Below are 14,696 nucleotides of genomic sequence, written 5' to 3' on the forward strand. Positions count from 1 at the left end.
CATGGCCGAGACAATTTCGAAACGTGTCTTCGTTCTTGGAGGCGCGCGGTCCGGCAAGTCGCGTTTTGCCGAACAGCTTTGTGCCGAGACCGGCCTGGAGCGTCATTATCTGGCGACCGGGCGGGCCTGGGACGAGGAAATGCGCGCCCGGATCGACCAGCATCAGCAGGATCGTGGCGGCCTTTGGGTGACGCATGAGGAGCCGCTGGCGCTGGTGGAGAAGCTTAGGCAGATCGATGCAACAGGCCGGGTGGTGCTGGTCGATTGCCTGACGCTCTGGGTGACCAATCTGATGATGGAGGAGGGGCGCGACATGGCCGCTGAGGCTGCGGCCTTTGCGGATCTGCTGCCCCGGCTTTCCGCCTCCATCGTGCTTGTTTCCAATGAAGTCGGCCTTGGCATTGTGCCGGAAAACCGCATGGCCCGGCATTTCCGCGATCATGCCGGACGGCTTCATCAATTGATCGCGGCAAGCGCTGACGAGGTTTATTTCGTCGCGGCTGGTCTGCCCCTGAAAATGAAAGGCTGAACAATGTTGCAAAAGAAAATTCCCGTCACCGTCATCACCGGCTTTCTCGGCGCGGGCAAGACGACGATCATCCGCAATATGCTGATGAATGCGGGTGGCAAGAAAATCGCGTTGATCATTAACGAATTCGGCGATCTAGGGGTCGATGGCGAGGTGCTGAAAGGTTGCGGTGCCGAGACCTGCACCGAGGACGACATTATTGAACTGACCAATGGCTGCATCTGCTGCACGGTTGCCGATGATTTCGTGCCGACCATGCAAAGGCTGCTGGCACGGGATGTGTTGCCCGACCATATCGTCATCGAGACCTCCGGCCTTGCCTTGCCGCAGCCGCTGGTGGCTGCCTTCAACTGGCCGGATATCCGCACCCGCGTGACCGTTGATGGTGTTGTGACGGTGGTCGATAGCGCTGCTGTCGCCGCTGGCCGGTTTGCTGACGACCACGACCGGATCGATGCCCAGCGCGCTGCCGATGACAGTCTTGATCACGAAAGCCCGATCGAGGAGCTGTTCGAGGACCAGTTGACCTGCGCCGATCTGATCGTGCTCAACAAAACCGATCTGCTTGATGCCGATGGTCTTGCCAAAGTGCGAACCGACGTGACCGCCCGGATGAGCCGCAAGCCAACATTGATCGAGGCGAAGAACGGCGATGTACCTGTCATGGTGCTGCTTGGTATCGGTGCGGGTTCGGAAGCCGATATCGACAATCGCAAGTCCCATCACGAGCTGGAGCATGAGGCGCTGCATGCGAGCGGTGAGGACCATGACCATCATCACGACCACGACGAATTCGACAGTTTTGTTGTCGATCTGCCGCAGGTGCGCGAGCCGGACCGTTTTGTCGATGGCTTGAAGACCGTGATCGAAGCGCATGACGTGCTGCGGCTGAAAGGCTTCGTCGATGTGCCGGGCAAGCCGATGCGGCTGGTGGTGCAGGCGGTCGGCAGCCGCATTGACCAATATTATGACCGGCCCTGGGCCTCTGGCGAGCAGCGGGCGACGCGGCTGGTGGTAATCGGCCTGCATGATCTCGACCAATCGGCGATTGCCGATGCCATCCGGGCGGCAGCGTAAGCCATGCATCTTCTGCTTGCCCAGCAAGGCTCGATCAGCGACGGGGATGACGCGATAGACCTTGGCCAGACGCCAGGGGATATCCTGTTTCTGTCTGCCGCCGATACCGAGCTGTCCGCCATCGCGGCGGCGCTGGCGCGGCAATCCGAGACCGCGACATGGCGGCTCGCCAGCCTGATGGCGCTGAAACATCCGATGTCGGTCGATACCTATATCGAGCGCACCGCCCGCCATGCGAAACTGATTGTGGTCAGGGCTTTGGGTGGGGCCAGCTATTTTCATTATGCGCTGGAAGCGCTGCACGCCTGCGCCCGCCGCCATGGGATCAAAATTGCCGTCCTGCCCGGCGACGACAAGCCGGATGCCGGGCTGGAGGCTTTTTCAAACCTGGATGCCCCGGATCTATCGGCGCTTTGGGCCTATCTGATCGAAGGCGGCGATAGCAATGCCAGCCATTTCGTGTCCTATGCGCAAGCGCTGCTGACCAATGCACCAAAACCGCAAGAGGCCTTGCCGTTGTTGAAGGCCGGGTTGTGGTGGCCGGGGCGTGGGATGATTGACGTTCAGGCATGGCAGGTGCTTGCAGGCGAGGGGCCGATTGCCGCCCTCTGCTTTTACCGCGCCCTCGTGCAAAGCGGCGAGACTGCGCCGGTTGAGGCGATGATTGAGGCGCTGCAAGCGCAGGGCCTGCGGCCTTTGCCGGTGTTTGTTGCCAGTCTGAAAGATGGTGTCTGCGTTGAGACGCTGCGGATGATTTTTAACCAGGCCGCTCCAGATGTGGTGGTCAACACGACAGGCTTTGCAGTTTCCGTTCCGGGTGCCGATGCGCCCTCGACCGTGCTGGACGAGCAGGGCGCTGTTGTGTTGCAGGCGCTGTTTTCCTCGTCGCCACGCTCCGTCTGGGAAGCCTCGATGCAAGGGCTGAGCGCCCGCGATCTCGCCATGAATGTTGCGCTGCCGGAAGTGGACGGGCGGGTACTGACCCGGGCTGCGTCCTTCAAATCGGCTGCCCGCTACGATGCGCGGGTGGAAACCACCTTGGTCAGTCATGCGCCGGACCATGGCCGTATGGCCTTCGTTGCCAGCCTGGCTGCCAATTGGGCGCGGCTGAGGCACACACCTGCGCCAGAACGGCAGGTCGCCCTGATCATGGCCAACTATCCCAACCGGGATGGACGCCTTGGCAATGGTGTCGGGCTGGATACGCCTGCTGCCAGTCTTGAAGTGTTGAAGGCGTTGAAGGCCGAAGGCTATGACACCGGCATCCTGCCCGCCAGCTCTGACGCGTTGATGACGGTGCTGATGGCCGGTGTCACCAATGCGGCGGTGAAGGGCAGGGTGATCCGCGAAACCCTGCGGCTTGCCGATTACCAGCAGTTTTTCGGGAGCCTGCCTGACAAGATCAGGCGGGAGATTAGCGACAGATGGGGGGAGCCGCAGGCCGATCCATTTTTTGCCGGGGATGGTTTCGCGCTGCCGCTGCTGCGGTTCGGCAAGGTGATGGTCGGCATTCAGCCAGCGCGGGGCTATAATATCGATCCGAAGGACAGCTATCATTCGCCGGATCTGGTGCCTCCCCACGGCTATTTCGCCTTCTACGCATTTCTCCGCCAGAGATTTGGCGTTCACGCCATCATTCATATGGGCAAGCACGGCAATCTGGAATGGTTGCCGGGCAAGGCACTGGCGCTGAGCGAGAGCTGTTATCCCGAAGCGGTGCTGGGTCCGGTGCCGCATCTCTATCCCTTCATCGTCAACGATCCCGGTGAGGGTACGCAGGCCAAGCGCCGGGCGAGCGCCGTTATTATCGATCACCTGACCCCGCCACTGACCAGGGCGGAAAGCTATGGTCCGCTGAAGGATCTGGAAGCGCTGGTCGATGAATATTACCAGGCGATGGGCGGCGATCCACGCCGGGTTACCTTGTTGAAATCCCAGATCCTCGATCTGGTCGCCGATATCGGTCTGGATGAGGATGCCGGCATTGCCGGTGGTGAGGCGGAGGAGGTCAAGCTGACCAAGCTCGACGCCTATCTCTGCGACCTCAAGGAAATGCAGATCCGCGACGGCCTGCATATTTTCGGGCAGGCACCGCAAGGCCGGTTGCTGACCGATCTGGTCGTGGCCTTGGCGCGGGTGCCGCGTGGCCAAGGGCAGAGCCAAGGGGGGCAAGGCGGCGATGCCAGTCTGCACCGGGCGATTGCTGCGGATGCGCTTGGCGGTTGCGCCGATTTCGACCCTCTGGACTGTGTGTTTTCCGATAGCTGGGACGGGCCGCAACCGGACCTTCTGAGAAACCTGACGCAAGCCCCCTGGCGCACCAAGGGCGATACGGTTGAGCGGATCGAATTACTGGCCTCAGACATGGTGTCGGGCAGTCTTGCCTGTCCCGAAGACTGGCAAAACACCCGCGCTGTTCTGGATGAAGTTGAAACCCGGCTGCAACCGAGCGTGATCAAATCCGGCCCATCCGAAATCGCTGGACTGCTCAAAGGACTGTCTGGTCGGTTCGTTGCTCCCGGCCCATCCGGTGCGCCGACGCGCGGACGCCCGGATGTGCTGCCGACCGGGCGTAATTTCTACTCTGTCGATAGCCGCGTCGTGCCGACACCCGCCGCTTACCAACTCGGCCAGAAATCCGCCGAACTGCTGGTTGCCCGCTATGTGCAGGATCATGGCGAATGGCCGGTATCGTTTGGCATTACCGCCTGGGGTACCAGCAATATGCGCACGGGCGGCGATGATATTGCCCAGGCGCTGGCGCTGATCGGCGTCAAGCCGCTCTGGGACAGCGCCTCACGCCGGGTGACCGGCTATGAGATCATTCCCCAGGCGATTTTGGGTCGCCCGCGTGTCGATGTAACGCTGCGGATCTCAGGGTTTTTCCGCGACGCCTTTCCCGAACAGATCGCCTTGTTCGACAAGGCGGTGCGGGCGGTTGGCGCTCTGGATGAGGATGCGGCGGATAACCCGATTGCGGCGCGCATCAAGGCGGAAACAGTCTTGTTCCAGCAACAGGGGCTGGACGAAAAGACCGCCAGCCGCCGGGCGGGCTACCGGGTATTCGGCTCGAAACCCGGCGCTTACGGAGCGGGCCTGCAAGCCTTGATCGATGAAAAGGGCTGGGAGCGCCGGGCCGATCTGGCCGAGGCCTATCTGGTCTGGGGCGCTTACGCTTACGGCGCGGGCGAAGAAGGTAGGGCCGAGCGCGGCCTGTTCGAAGAGCGCTTGCAGGGCGTGCAGGCCGTGGTGCAAAACCAGGACAATCGCGAGCATGATCTGCTGGATAGCGACGATTACTATCAGTTCGAGGGCGGCATGACGGCGGCGGTCGAGCAGCTTTCGGGTCGCAGGCCAACCGTCTATCACAACGACCATTCCCGACCGGAAAAGCCTGTCATCCGCACGCTGGAGGAAGAGATTGGCCGGGTGGTGCGCGCTCGTGTCGTCAATCCGAAATGGATCGAAGGCGTGATGCGTCACGGCTATAAGGGCGCGTTCGAAATTGCCGCCTCCGTGGATTATCTGTTCGCCTTTGCCGCCACCACCGGCGCCGTGCGCCAGCCGCATTTCGACGCCGTCTACCGGGCTTTTATCGGTGATGACCGGGTGCGGGCTTTCATGGCCGATAAAAACCCGGCTGCCTTGAAGGACATGTCGCAGCGGCTGTTGGAAGCCATTGAGCGTGGCCTCTGGACGCCGCGCAGCAATTCGGCGAGATATCATCTGTCCCAACTTTCCCAAGCCGAGCTTTTACAGACGATTGAATTGGAGAATGCCCTATGACCGAAACCGTCGATAGCGGAGCCGTTGCAACACCGTCGGACGATCTTGCCCGCCACGCTGAGAAGATGGCGAAGAAAAAAGCGGCGCGCGACAAGATCATGGCGACCAAAACTGGCGAAAAGGGCCTGGTTATCGTCCATACCGGCAAGGGCAAGGGCAAGTCCTCGGCAGCCTTCGGGATGATCTTCCGCCATATCGCCCATGGCAAAAAATGCGCTGTGGTGCAATTCATCAAGGGGGCGATGTCAACCGGCGAACGCGACCTGATCCTGCGGCATTTTTCCGACCTCTGCGCTTTCCACACTATGGGTGAGGGCTTTACCTGGGAAACCCAGGACAAGGCCCGCGACATGGCCATGGCCAGAGCCGCCTGGGACAAGGCCAAGGAACTGATCCGCGATCCCGCCAACAGCATGGTGCTGCTCGACGAAATCAATATCGCCATCCGCTATGACTATATTGACCTCAGCGAAGTCGTCGCCTTCCTGACGGAAGAAAAGCCGCCCATGACCCATGTGGTGCTAACGGGACGCAATGCCAAGGATGAGCTGATCGAGATTGCCGATCTGGTGACGGAAATGGAACTGGTCAAACACCCGTTCCGCTCTGGTATCAAGGCTCAGTTGGGTGTGGAGTTCTGATGGCCCAGAACTGAGTATTCTGGGGCGCGCGCTGTTATTTGATCGGGGCTGTTACAGTCGCTCTTCCAGGCTCATGCGCTGATGAAGGACACGGAGGATGTCGATCCCATCGGCATTGATCCGGTAAAAGATCATGTGCGCGCCCTCGGAAAAACCGAAAAGGCCTTCCCTACTGCATAATTCTTTAAACCGGACTCGGTTTAAAGAGAAAATTATGCAGCAGATATAAAGCGCTACAGCGAACCTTTGTGCGCCATATATGGCGCACGGCGCTGTAATGTGGTCATGCTGTTGTCCAGAATAGGGAAATTCAGCGAGAAACTCGAACCTGCTGAACAAGGCTCGCAGATAATCGTTTCGCTGACGCTTGCCCCAGGTTTTGTTGGTGTAACGACCGATATCCTCGACATCGAGACGTGCTATTTCAGTAATTCGGTAGCCTTTGCCGCTCATTGCTCACGGTCGAGTTTTTCATTGAGTGACTGGAGCGACCAATCCTCTGCAAACTCTCCACGATCTGCTTGTTGCCAACCCTTGTCGATCTGATGGCGCAAAATTTTCAGCTTTTCTTCCCGCTCCTCCAACTCGCGGAGCGCGTCTCGCACCACTTCGCTCGCAGAGGCGTAGCGGCCACTGCTTATCTGCTGCTTGATGAAGCCTTCCCAATGCGGGCCAAGTGTCAGGCTGGTTGTTGCCATGTGTAAACCTCTATCCTGTATTCAAAATGAATATAGTGGATGGTTGTAAACATAGCAACTTGGTTCAGATCCCCATCCACACCCGCACAGGGTTGGTCGGGTCCAGCAGCAGCTTTATCGCCAACCCGATGCAGGTGACGATCAGCAGCGGCTTGATGATTTTGGCACCGCTTTTCATTGCCAGTTTCGAGCCGGTCTGGGCGCCCAGGAACTGACCGATGCCCATGACAATGCCGATTTTCCACAAAACCACGCCATTGAACACGAAGACCAGGAAGGCACCGACATTGGAGCCGAAATTCAGCAGTTTCGTGTGGGCGGTGGCTTTCAACATGCCGAAACCGGCGAGCGAAACGAAGGCCAGCATCAGGAAGGAGCCGGTGCCGGGGCCGAAGACGCCGTCATAAATGGCGATCAGCGGGGCAAGTGTCAGGCCGAACAGGAAAGGTGTCATCCGCTGATGGCTATCGACGTCGGAGATATTTGGCTTCAGGGCGAAATAGGCGGCAATCGCCACCAGCAGAAACGGCATTAGCGCTTTCAGCACATCGCCCGGCACATAGGTCGCGATGACAGCGCCAATCGCGCCGCCCAGCACCGACATGGCGGCCATCGGCAATTGTTTCTTCAGGTTGACATGACCCTTGCGGCCATAGGCGATGGTGGCAGAGGCCGAGCCGAACATGCCCTGCAATTTGTTGGTTCCCAGCGTTTCCAGTGGAGGAATACCGGCAATCAGCATGGCTGGAATGGTAATGAGGCCACCACCACCGGCAATCGCATCGACAAAGCCTGCGATAAAGGCGGCGAAGAACAGGAAGATCAGGGCTTGAAGAGCAATATCGGTCATGGAAAATCCGGAGAAGAGTGGAATACTGAGCCTCTTACTGCATTCCCTGCCAAACGGTAATCGGTTTGAGAGGAAAATTTTCCGTGAGAAGGGTTTTGGCGGTGGGCGGATCGTCTCCGGCTGAAATTGCGGTTTGACCCGGCTCGGGCGCTTCGCTATTCCTGCCCGCCAAGATGTGCGACGGCGCCTGTTCGACAGGCTGGAATCGTCCGGTGCGGCTGACCCAATCAGGGGGCCAATTCCGGAGCTGTCCCAAAGGCCATAGGAGATGCCGGAAAACCGGCAGCTCCGGCGCTTCGTACATAAAACGAAACGAAGCAGGGAGCCTTTTGTCATGGCAGAAAAACTCGGAATCATGGTCTGTGGACATGGCAGCCGCAACCAGAATGCGGCGCGCGAATTCGCTGTCATCGCCGAAGGGCTGAAGGCGCGCAATCCCGACCTGCCGGTCGAGTATGGCTATCTGGAATTCTGCAATCCGGTGATCTCGGCAGGCCTCGACAGCTTGCGGGAAAAGGGCGTGACACGGGTTCTGGCCGTGCCGGGCATGCTGTTTGCCGCGGGCCATGCCAAGAACGATATTCCCTCCGTGCTGAATACTTATCAGGCGCAGAACCCCGGCATGGTGATCAACTATGGGCGCGAGCTTGGCATCGACCTTAAGATGATCCGTGCTGCCGGTGATCGCATCCAGGCAGCAGTAGATGAGGCGAATGCGCAACTGGGTGTCATCGATAAGCATGACACGCTGCTGATGGTGGTCGGGCGCGGCTCTTCCGATCCCGATGCCAATTCCAACGCCACCAAGGTGATGCGGATGCTGTGGGAAGGCATGGGCTTTGGCTGGGGCGAAACCTGTTATTCCGGCGTGACCTTTCCGCTGGTGGAACCGGGCCTGACCCATGCCGCCAAGCTGGGTTACAAACGCATCATCGTCTTCCCCTATTTCCTGTTTACCGGCGTGCTGGTGAAGAGGATCTACAGCTATACCGACGAAGTGGCGGCCCGCTATCCTGATATCCAGTTCGTCAAGGCCAGCTATCTCAACGATCATCCGCTGGTGCTGGATGCCTTTCAGGATCGGGTACGCGAAATCCTCGAAGGGGCGGCGGTGATGAACTGCCAGATGTGCAAATACCGCGAACAGGTTCTAGGCTTTGAGGCCGATATCGGCCAGCCGCAGGAAAGCCACCACCACCATGTCGAGGGCATTGGCGGCGGACTGGAAGACTGTCCGTGCAAGGGCGATTGCGACGCCTCCTGCCGCGATCAGGCGTTCTGTCTTCAGCATGGCCTGCCGTGGACGCCGGTGCATAGCCATGCCGATCCGGCTCCGCTGCAACCCGCCTTCGACTATGGCGCATCGACAACGCTTGGCGGCAAATACGGGCATTTGCTGAATGCCAGCCCTGACGCGGGGCTGGAAGCGGTGATGAATGCACCGTCCAGCGGCAAAGCGCATGTCCACGAGCACGGGCCGGATTGCGGCTGTGGTCATGACCATAGCCACGACCATCATGGGCATGATCATCACGGACATGAGCACCATGACCACCATCACGACCATGGACACGCCCACAGCCATACCCACGCGCCTTACCCCCATGCGGATCATCCGCTGGGTCCGAAATCCATGAAGAAGACCTGATGGCCTTATTCGACCGCATCTTGATCGTGGACTGGTCCGGCGCAACCAAGCCGGTGACGGGCAAGAACTCCATCTGGGCCTGCCTTGCTGATTGCGGCGCGGCGGGAGCAGAGATCGTCTGGCTGGAAAACTTCCCCACCCGTGCCGCCTTCATGGCGCGGTTTGAGGCTGTGGTCAGCGATGCGCTGGCGGCAGGCAAGCGCCTGCTGGCCGGTTTCGATTTCGCCTTCGGTTATCCCACGGGAACGGCTGCGCGGGTGACGGGTGAGCCGGGTTGGCAAGGCCTGTGGCGCGCCATTGCCGGTGAGATTGAAGACGGCGCTGATAATGCTAATAACCGTTTCGCGCTGGCCGCGCGTTGGAACCGGGACTATTTTGCTCGGGAACCGCGTTTTTGGGGCAGGCCGCAGACGCTGGATCTGGACGGCCTGTCCGCAACCAAGCCTCCCACACCGACCAGCGCGCCTTTTACCCTGCGGCTTTCCGAGCGCCATGCGCGCGGTGCAAAATCCGTCTGGCAACTGGCCTATGCCGGGTCAGTCGGCAGCCAGAGCTTGCTGGGTATTGCCCGGCTGAGTGCCTTTCTCGATGGGCATCCGAACCGTGACAGGATTGGGGTTTGGCCGTTTGAGACTGGCTTTGCGGCTGGACATGCGGAATGGCCTCACTCTTTCAATGGCGGCTACAGCGTGGTTTTGGCGGAAATTTATCCCTCGCTGTTTTCGCTGGGGGATCACGAGAATGAAGTGAAGGATGCCGCGCAGGTGCGCCGAGTGGCTGTAGCCTTTGCCGGGTTCGATGCAGCCGGGATGTTGGGTCGGCTGTTTGAACGGCCCCGCATGCTCTCGGATGAGGAGATTGACGTGACGACGCAGGAAGAGGGTTGGGTGCTGGGCATCGGCCATGAAGATCTGGCCTTAACAGGTGCAGAGCTTTCGTTAGGTGAGGCGGATGACGCAACGGAAGACGTCATGCAAACCCCGGCACTCGACTATATCCGCCAACCTGCCGAGATCTACCGCCAGTCCTTCGAGACCATCCGGCGCGAGGCCAATCTTGACCGGTTTCCTGTCGCCATGCAGCCTCTGGTGATCCGCTTGATCCATGCCTGCGGGATGATCGATCTGGCTGATGACATCGTGTTTTCGCAAGGCGCGTTCGAGGCAGGCGCTGCGGCACTTGCCGCCGGTGCGCCCATTCTCTGCGACGCGGAAATGGTCCGGCACGGCATTATCCGCAGCCTTCTGCCCGCGGAAAACGAAGTGATCTGCCTGATCAATGATGTCAGAGTGCGGCCGCTGGCCGCCTGGGCCGGCAATACCCGCTCGGCAGCGCAGGTCAATCTTTGGGCCGGTCAACTGGAAGGCGCTGTCGTTGCCATCGGCAATGCACCGACGGCGCTGTTTCGTCTCCTGGAATTGCTGGATCAGGGCGCGCCGAAGCCAGCATTGATCCTCGGTCTGCCGGTTGGCTTTGTCGGGGCGGCCGAAAGCAAGGCAGAACTTGCCGCCAACAGCCGGGGCGTGCCGTTCATTGCCGTTCAAGGGCGGCGAGGTGGTTCCGCCATGGCATCGGCTGCGGTCAATGCGCTGGCGGGAGGGCTGGGTGCCAATGACTGAGGCCTCCAGCGATCCGTGGTTGACCATTATCGGTATCGGTGATGGCGGTCTCGCCAGCCTGACGCCGCAGCAGCTTGCTCATCTCAGCGAAGCGCAGGTGCTGGTGCTGGGTGAGCGGCTGGAACATGCGGTGGCCGATGCCATTCCCAATGTGCGGCGCATCCTCACCTGGGGTGCTGGGTTTCGGGAAACACTGGATCAGCTTCTGGCACTGCGCGGCACGCCGGTCGTGGTGGTGGCGACCGGCGATCCCATGCATTTCGGCATAGGTGCGACGCTGCGGCGCTATCTGGCGCCAGAGGAAATGCGGGTCCTGCCTAGCCCCTCGGCCTTTTCGCTGGCGGCTGCCCGGCTTGGCTGGCCGCTGCAAAATGTGGCGCAGATTTCGCTGCATGGCCGCCCGCTGTCCTACCTTAACCGGCATGTGCTGCCGGGTGCGCGCATCCTCGCCCTGACCTCCAATGCCGAAACGGTTTTTGAGGCTGCCGACCTGCTGGTGCGGCGCGGCTTTGGGGCCTCCATGCTGCATGTACTGGAACATATGGGCGGCGCGCTGGAGCGCATTCTCCATATCACCGCGCAAGACCTGCTGGCACAGCTGCCGGGGATTGCTGATTTCAACACTCTTGCCGTGGATTGCGCCGCTGCCGGAGTGCTTCTCTCGCCGGTGCCGGGCCTACCGGACGATGCCTTCCGTCACGATGGGCAATTGACCAAGCGTGAGGTGAGGGCGGCAACGCTTGCGCATCTGGCACCGTTTCCCAATGCTTTGCTCTGGGATGTTGGTGCCGGTTGCGGCTCCATCGCCATCGAATGGCTGCGGACTGGAATGGGTACCCGCGCTATCGCAATCGAGCCGAAGCCGGAGCGGCTGGCGATGATGCGCGACAATGCCGAGGTGCTTGGCGTGCCGGATCTGGAGATTGTCGAGGCCGAAGCACCGGCGGGGCTGCTGACGCTTGATCCGCCGGACGTGATTTTCATTGGCGGCGGCATCACCACCGAAGGTCTGTTCGAGGCCTGCTGGCAGGCGCTGAAGCCAGGCGGGCGGCTGGTCGCCAATGCCGTGACGCTGGAAGGTGAGGCGCAGCTTGTGACTTTGCGCGGCCTGCATGGTGGTGAGCTGAGCCGGATTTCCGTGTCGCGCGCAGCACCCGTCGGTCGGTTCTGCGGCTGGAAATCGCTGATGCCGGTGACAACATGGAGTGTTTCCAAATGGAGCTTTTCCAAATGACGGGTAAACTCTATGGCCTCGGTCTCGGCCCCGGCGACCCGGAACTGCTGACCCTGAAGGCGCATCGCATCCTGACCTCCGTTTCGGTGATTGCCTATCCGGCACCTGATACCGGTCCAAGCTTTGCCCGCCAGATTGCCGCGCCCTATCTGCGGGCCGACCAGCTGGAAGTGCCTATGATCGTGCCGATGCGGGTGGAGCGTTATCCGGCTCAGGAAATTTATGACGCCGCCGCTGTCACCCTGTCGCATCATCTGGATGCCGGTTCGGATGTGGCGGTGCTGTGCGAGGGCGATCCGTTTTTCTACGGCTCGTTCATGTATCTGTTCGAGCGGCTGGCGCATCGCTATCCGACCGAAGTTGTTCCCGGCGTCTCGTCGATGATGGCCGCCGCCGCCGCCTATGGCCGACCGCTGGCGGCCCGCAATGATGTGCTGACCGTGCTGCCAGGCCCGCTGGAGGATGATGTCCTACGCGCCCGGATCGAAAGCGCCTCTGCCGTCGCCATCATCAAGCTGGGACGGCATTTCCCCCGCATCCGGGCGCTGATCGATGCCATGGGCCTCACTGCCAATGCCGGTTATGTCGAGCGCGTATCGCTACAAAACGAGCGCCTGTTGCCGCTGGGCGATGTCGCCGAAGACGTTGCCCCGTATTTCTCGATGATCCTTATTTACAAGGGGGCTGAGGGCTGGGCTCTCGACTCGGCTCCGCAGACGGAAAGACTTTGATGACGACGCCCCAAAAAACCATTGATGAGCAAACCGGCCCTGAAAAACCCGGCCCTGAAAAAAACGACAATACAAAACCCGCTATTGTCATTCTGATGCCAACGGCGCTGGCCTTGGCGCGGCGCATTGCCGAGGCTGTTGGCGGTGAGGTTCACGCTGCCGCCTCCCGCGTGGACGGGGCCGATCAGAGCTTTGACGATGTGAAACGCCATGTTCGGGCGTTATTTTCTGCTGGCCGTCCGATCATCGCAATCATGGCATCGGGCGCGTTGATCCGGCTGCTGGCACCATTGCTCACCGACAAGCAGTCCGAACCGCCGGTGCTGTGCGTGTCCGAGGATGGCGCTTCTGTCGTGCCACTGCTGGGCGGCCATCACGGTGCCAATGACATGGCGCGCACCGTTGCTGAGGCTCTCAATGCCCATGCGGCAATTACCACGGCAGGGGATCTGCGGTTCGGTGTGGCTTTGGATGCGCCGCCTGATGGCTATGCGCTGGCCAATCCTGAACAGGCCAAGACCGTCATGGCCGAATTGGTGGCCGGTTCAGGCGTCCGGCTGGTTGGCGATGCCGAGTGGCTGGCGGCTTCGCGTCTAGCCTTTGACGACGAGGGCGCTGTGACGCTGACCGTCACCGATCAGCGCCGAACGGCGGGGCCGCTGGAGCTGGTCTACCACCCGAAAACTCTGGTGCTGGGCATGGGCTGCGAGCGCCATGCCTCAGTTGAAGAGGCGATTGCGCTGGCGCAGCAGGCATTGGATATATCGGGTCTTGCCGCCCAAAGCCTTGGTGCCGTGGCCTCTGTCGACGTCAAGGCCGATGAGGCGGCAATCCATGCGGTGGCCAAGCATTTCGGCGTATCCGCCCGGTTCTTTTCCGCCGAACGGTTGGAGCAGGAACGCCCCCGGCTGCAAAACCCGTCGGACGTGGTGTTTGCCGAGGTCGGTTGCCACGGCGTGGCAGAAGGCGCGGCGCTGGCGGTGGTTGGTTCCGATGGCGCGCTGGTTCTGCCCAAGATCAAATCGAAAGGCGTGACTGCTGCGCTCGGCCGCAGCGCCCAGCCCATCAAGGAGGCAGGTCTTGGCCGCGCCCGTGGGACCTTGTTCGTTGTCGGCATCGGGCCGGGGTCTGACGGTTGGCGCTCGCCGGAAGTCTCCCGCATGGTGGCAGCGTCGAGCGATCTCGTTGGCTACTCGCTTTACCTCGATCTGCTCGGATCGCTTGCCGAGGGCAAGACCCGGCATGATTTTGACCTTGGCAAGGAAGAAGCTCGCGTGGTCCATGCGATGGAACTGGCGGGCGAGGGCAAGACGGTGGCGCTGGTCTGTTCCGGCGATGCCGGTATTTATGCCATGGCGACGCTGGTGTTCGAGCTGTTGGACAAGGGTGGAATTTCTGCGGGTGCGCAGCGGATCGAGGTGCAGGTTTCGCCGGGCATTTCCGCGCTTCAAGCTGCCGCCGCCCGGATTGGCGCGCCGCTTGGCCATGATTTCTGCACCATTTCACTGTCGGACCTGTTGACACCCTGGGAGCATATCCAGCGCCGGGTGAAGGCGGCGGGCGAGGGCGATTTCGTCATCGCCTTCTACAATCCCGTGTCGATGAAGCGGCGTACGCAGCTGGCCTATGCCCGCGACCAGCTGCTGACCTATCGCCCGGCTGACACGCCGGTCATTCTCGCCACCAATCTTGGCCGTCCCGGCGAGACGGTGCGGATCGTGCCACTGGCTGGCTTGAATGTCGATGATGTCGATATGCTGACGGTGGTGATCGTTGGTTCGTCGGAAAGCCGCACCGTCAAAACCGGTGACGGAAAGACCTGGGTTTACACGCCGCGCGGCTATTCCGGCAAGGCGGATACGGCAATGCAGAAGGACGCATGA

At 60.7% G+C, this 14,696-nt stretch carries 12 protein-coding genes; 9 read left to right on the plus strand and 3 right to left on the minus strand.

The features are described from left to right. Window position 1 precedes the first annotated feature (1 nt). The 4 genes from cobU to cobO are packed head-to-tail and all read left to right on the plus strand — an operon-like array spanning window position 2 to window position 6,033. Window positions 2-529, plus strand: coding sequence for a bifunctional adenosylcobinamide kinase/adenosylcobinamide-phosphate guanylyltransferase (cobU, locus tag IEI95_RS16375; RefSeq protein WP_156536222.1), 528 nt, complete (start codon window positions 2-4; stop codon window positions 527-529). 3 nt (window positions 530-532) lie between these two features. Then, a complete protein-coding gene (gene cobW / locus IEI95_RS16380) occupies window positions 533-1,606 on the plus strand; it encodes a cobalamin biosynthesis protein CobW (RefSeq protein ID WP_156536221.1) in 1,074 nt (357 codons plus the stop codon). A 3-nt stretch (window positions 1,607-1,609) separates the two neighbouring features. Further along, window positions 1,610-5,392, plus strand: coding sequence for a cobaltochelatase subunit CobN (gene cobN / locus IEI95_RS16385; RefSeq protein WP_194416771.1), 3,783 nt, complete (start codon window positions 1,610-1,612; stop codon window positions 5,390-5,392). Then, window positions 5,389-6,033, plus strand: a complete 645-nt coding sequence (cobO, locus tag IEI95_RS16390; protein ID WP_156536219.1) for a cob(I)yrinic acid a,c-diamide adenosyltransferase — start codon at window positions 5,389-5,391, stop codon at window positions 6,031-6,033. Before cobN ends, cobO begins: the two co-directional genes overlap by 4 nt. A gap of 51 nt (window positions 6,034-6,084) precedes the next feature. Here cobO and IEI95_RS16395 read toward each other — a convergent pair whose 3' ends face one another. The 3 genes from IEI95_RS16395 to IEI95_RS16405 form a co-directional block, all read right to left on the minus strand. Next, window positions 6,085-6,486 carry a type II toxin-antitoxin system RelE/ParE family toxin gene (locus IEI95_RS16395; RefSeq protein WP_156536218.1) on the minus strand — a complete coding sequence of 134 codons (402 nt, stop codon included), beginning with the start codon at window positions 6,484-6,486 and terminating at the stop codon, window positions 6,085-6,087. Continuing rightward, window positions 6,483-6,731, minus strand: a complete 249-nt coding sequence (locus tag IEI95_RS16400) for a type II toxin-antitoxin system ParD family antitoxin (RefSeq protein ID WP_015916318.1) — start codon at window positions 6,729-6,731, stop codon at window positions 6,483-6,485. Before IEI95_RS16400 ends, IEI95_RS16395 begins: the two co-directional genes overlap by 4 nt. A 64-nt stretch (window positions 6,732-6,795) precedes the next feature. After that, window positions 6,796-7,581: a TSUP family transporter gene (locus IEI95_RS16405; RefSeq protein ID WP_156536217.1), complete on the minus strand. Its 786-nt coding sequence runs from the start codon at window positions 7,579-7,581 to the stop codon at window positions 6,796-6,798. Window positions 7,582-7,915: 334 nt separating this feature from the next. Between IEI95_RS16405 and IEI95_RS16410 the strand changes: the two genes are divergently transcribed. The 5 genes from IEI95_RS16410 to cobJ all read left to right on the plus strand — a co-directional run bounded on the left by IEI95_RS16410 (window position 7,916) and on the right by cobJ (window position 14,696). Then, on the plus strand, window positions 7,916-9,229 hold the full coding sequence (locus IEI95_RS16410; protein ID WP_156536216.1) for a sirohydrochlorin chelatase: 1,314 nt from the start codon (window positions 7,916-7,918) through the stop codon (window positions 9,227-9,229). 971 nt (window positions 9,230-10,200) lie between these two features. Next, window positions 10,201-10,848 carry a precorrin-8X methylmutase gene (locus IEI95_RS16415; RefSeq protein WP_156536248.1) on the plus strand — a complete coding sequence of 216 codons (648 nt, stop codon included), beginning with the start codon at window positions 10,201-10,203 and terminating at the stop codon, window positions 10,846-10,848. Then, window positions 10,841-12,082 carry a precorrin-6y C5,15-methyltransferase (decarboxylating) subunit CbiE gene (cbiE, locus tag IEI95_RS16420; RefSeq protein WP_156536215.1) on the plus strand — a complete coding sequence of 414 codons (1,242 nt, stop codon included), beginning with the start codon at window positions 10,841-10,843 and terminating at the stop codon, window positions 12,080-12,082. The genes IEI95_RS16415 and cbiE overlap by 8 nt, the downstream gene beginning before the upstream one ends. Next, the gene (cobI, locus tag IEI95_RS16425; RefSeq protein WP_194416772.1) at window positions 12,079-12,813 is read left to right on the plus strand and encodes a precorrin-2 C(20)-methyltransferase; all 735 of its coding nucleotides are present in this window, start codon (window positions 12,079-12,081) and stop codon (window positions 12,811-12,813) included. Before cbiE ends, cobI begins: the two co-directional genes overlap by 4 nt. A 95-nt stretch (window positions 12,814-12,908) precedes the next feature. Beyond that, the gene (gene cobJ, locus IEI95_RS16430; protein ID WP_156536247.1) at window positions 12,909-14,696 is read left to right on the plus strand and encodes a precorrin-3B C(17)-methyltransferase; all 1,788 of its coding nucleotides are present in this window, start codon (window positions 12,909-12,911) and stop codon (window positions 14,694-14,696) included.

It is taken from the genome of Agrobacterium vitis (assembly GCF_014926405.1).
Lineage (GTDB): Bacteria > Pseudomonadota > Alphaproteobacteria > Rhizobiales > Rhizobiaceae > Allorhizobium > Allorhizobium vitis_H.

What these genes read in the sequence shown, in the direction of transcription:
- cobU (WP_156536222.1), top strand. Translation starts at nt 2, where the DNA reads ATGGCCGAGACAATTTCGAAACGTGTCTTCGTTCTTGGAGGCGCGCGG.
- cobW (WP_156536221.1), top strand. Translation starts at nt 533, where the DNA reads ATGTTGCAAAAGAAAATTCCCGTCACCGTCATCACCGGCTTTCTCGGC.
- cobN (WP_194416771.1), top strand. Translation starts at nt 1,610, where the DNA reads ATGCATCTTCTGCTTGCCCAGCAAGGCTCGATCAGCGACGGGGATGAC.
- cobO (WP_156536219.1), top strand. Translation starts at nt 5,389, where the DNA reads ATGACCGAAACCGTCGATAGCGGAGCCGTTGCAACACCGTCGGACGAT.
- IEI95_RS16395 (WP_156536218.1), bottom strand. Translation starts at nt 6,486, where the DNA reads ATGAGCGGCAAAGGCTACCGAATTACTGAAATAGCACGTCTCGATGTC.
- IEI95_RS16400 (WP_015916318.1), bottom strand. Translation starts at nt 6,731, where the DNA reads ATGGCAACAACCAGCCTGACACTTGGCCCGCATTGGGAAGGCTTCATC.
- IEI95_RS16405 (WP_156536217.1), bottom strand. Translation starts at nt 7,581, where the DNA reads ATGACCGATATTGCTCTTCAAGCCCTGATCTTCCTGTTCTTCGCCGCC.
- IEI95_RS16410 (WP_156536216.1), top strand. Translation starts at nt 7,916, where the DNA reads ATGGCAGAAAAACTCGGAATCATGGTCTGTGGACATGGCAGCCGCAAC.
- IEI95_RS16415 (WP_156536248.1), top strand. Translation starts at nt 10,201, where the DNA reads ATGCAAACCCCGGCACTCGACTATATCCGCCAACCTGCCGAGATCTAC.
- cbiE (WP_156536215.1), top strand. Translation starts at nt 10,841, where the DNA reads ATGACTGAGGCCTCCAGCGATCCGTGGTTGACCATTATCGGTATCGGT.
- cobI (WP_194416772.1), top strand. Translation starts at nt 12,079, where the DNA reads ATGACGGGTAAACTCTATGGCCTCGGTCTCGGCCCCGGCGACCCGGAA.
- cobJ (WP_156536247.1), top strand. Translation starts at nt 12,909, where the DNA reads ATGCCAACGGCGCTGGCCTTGGCGCGGCGCATTGCCGAGGCTGTTGGC.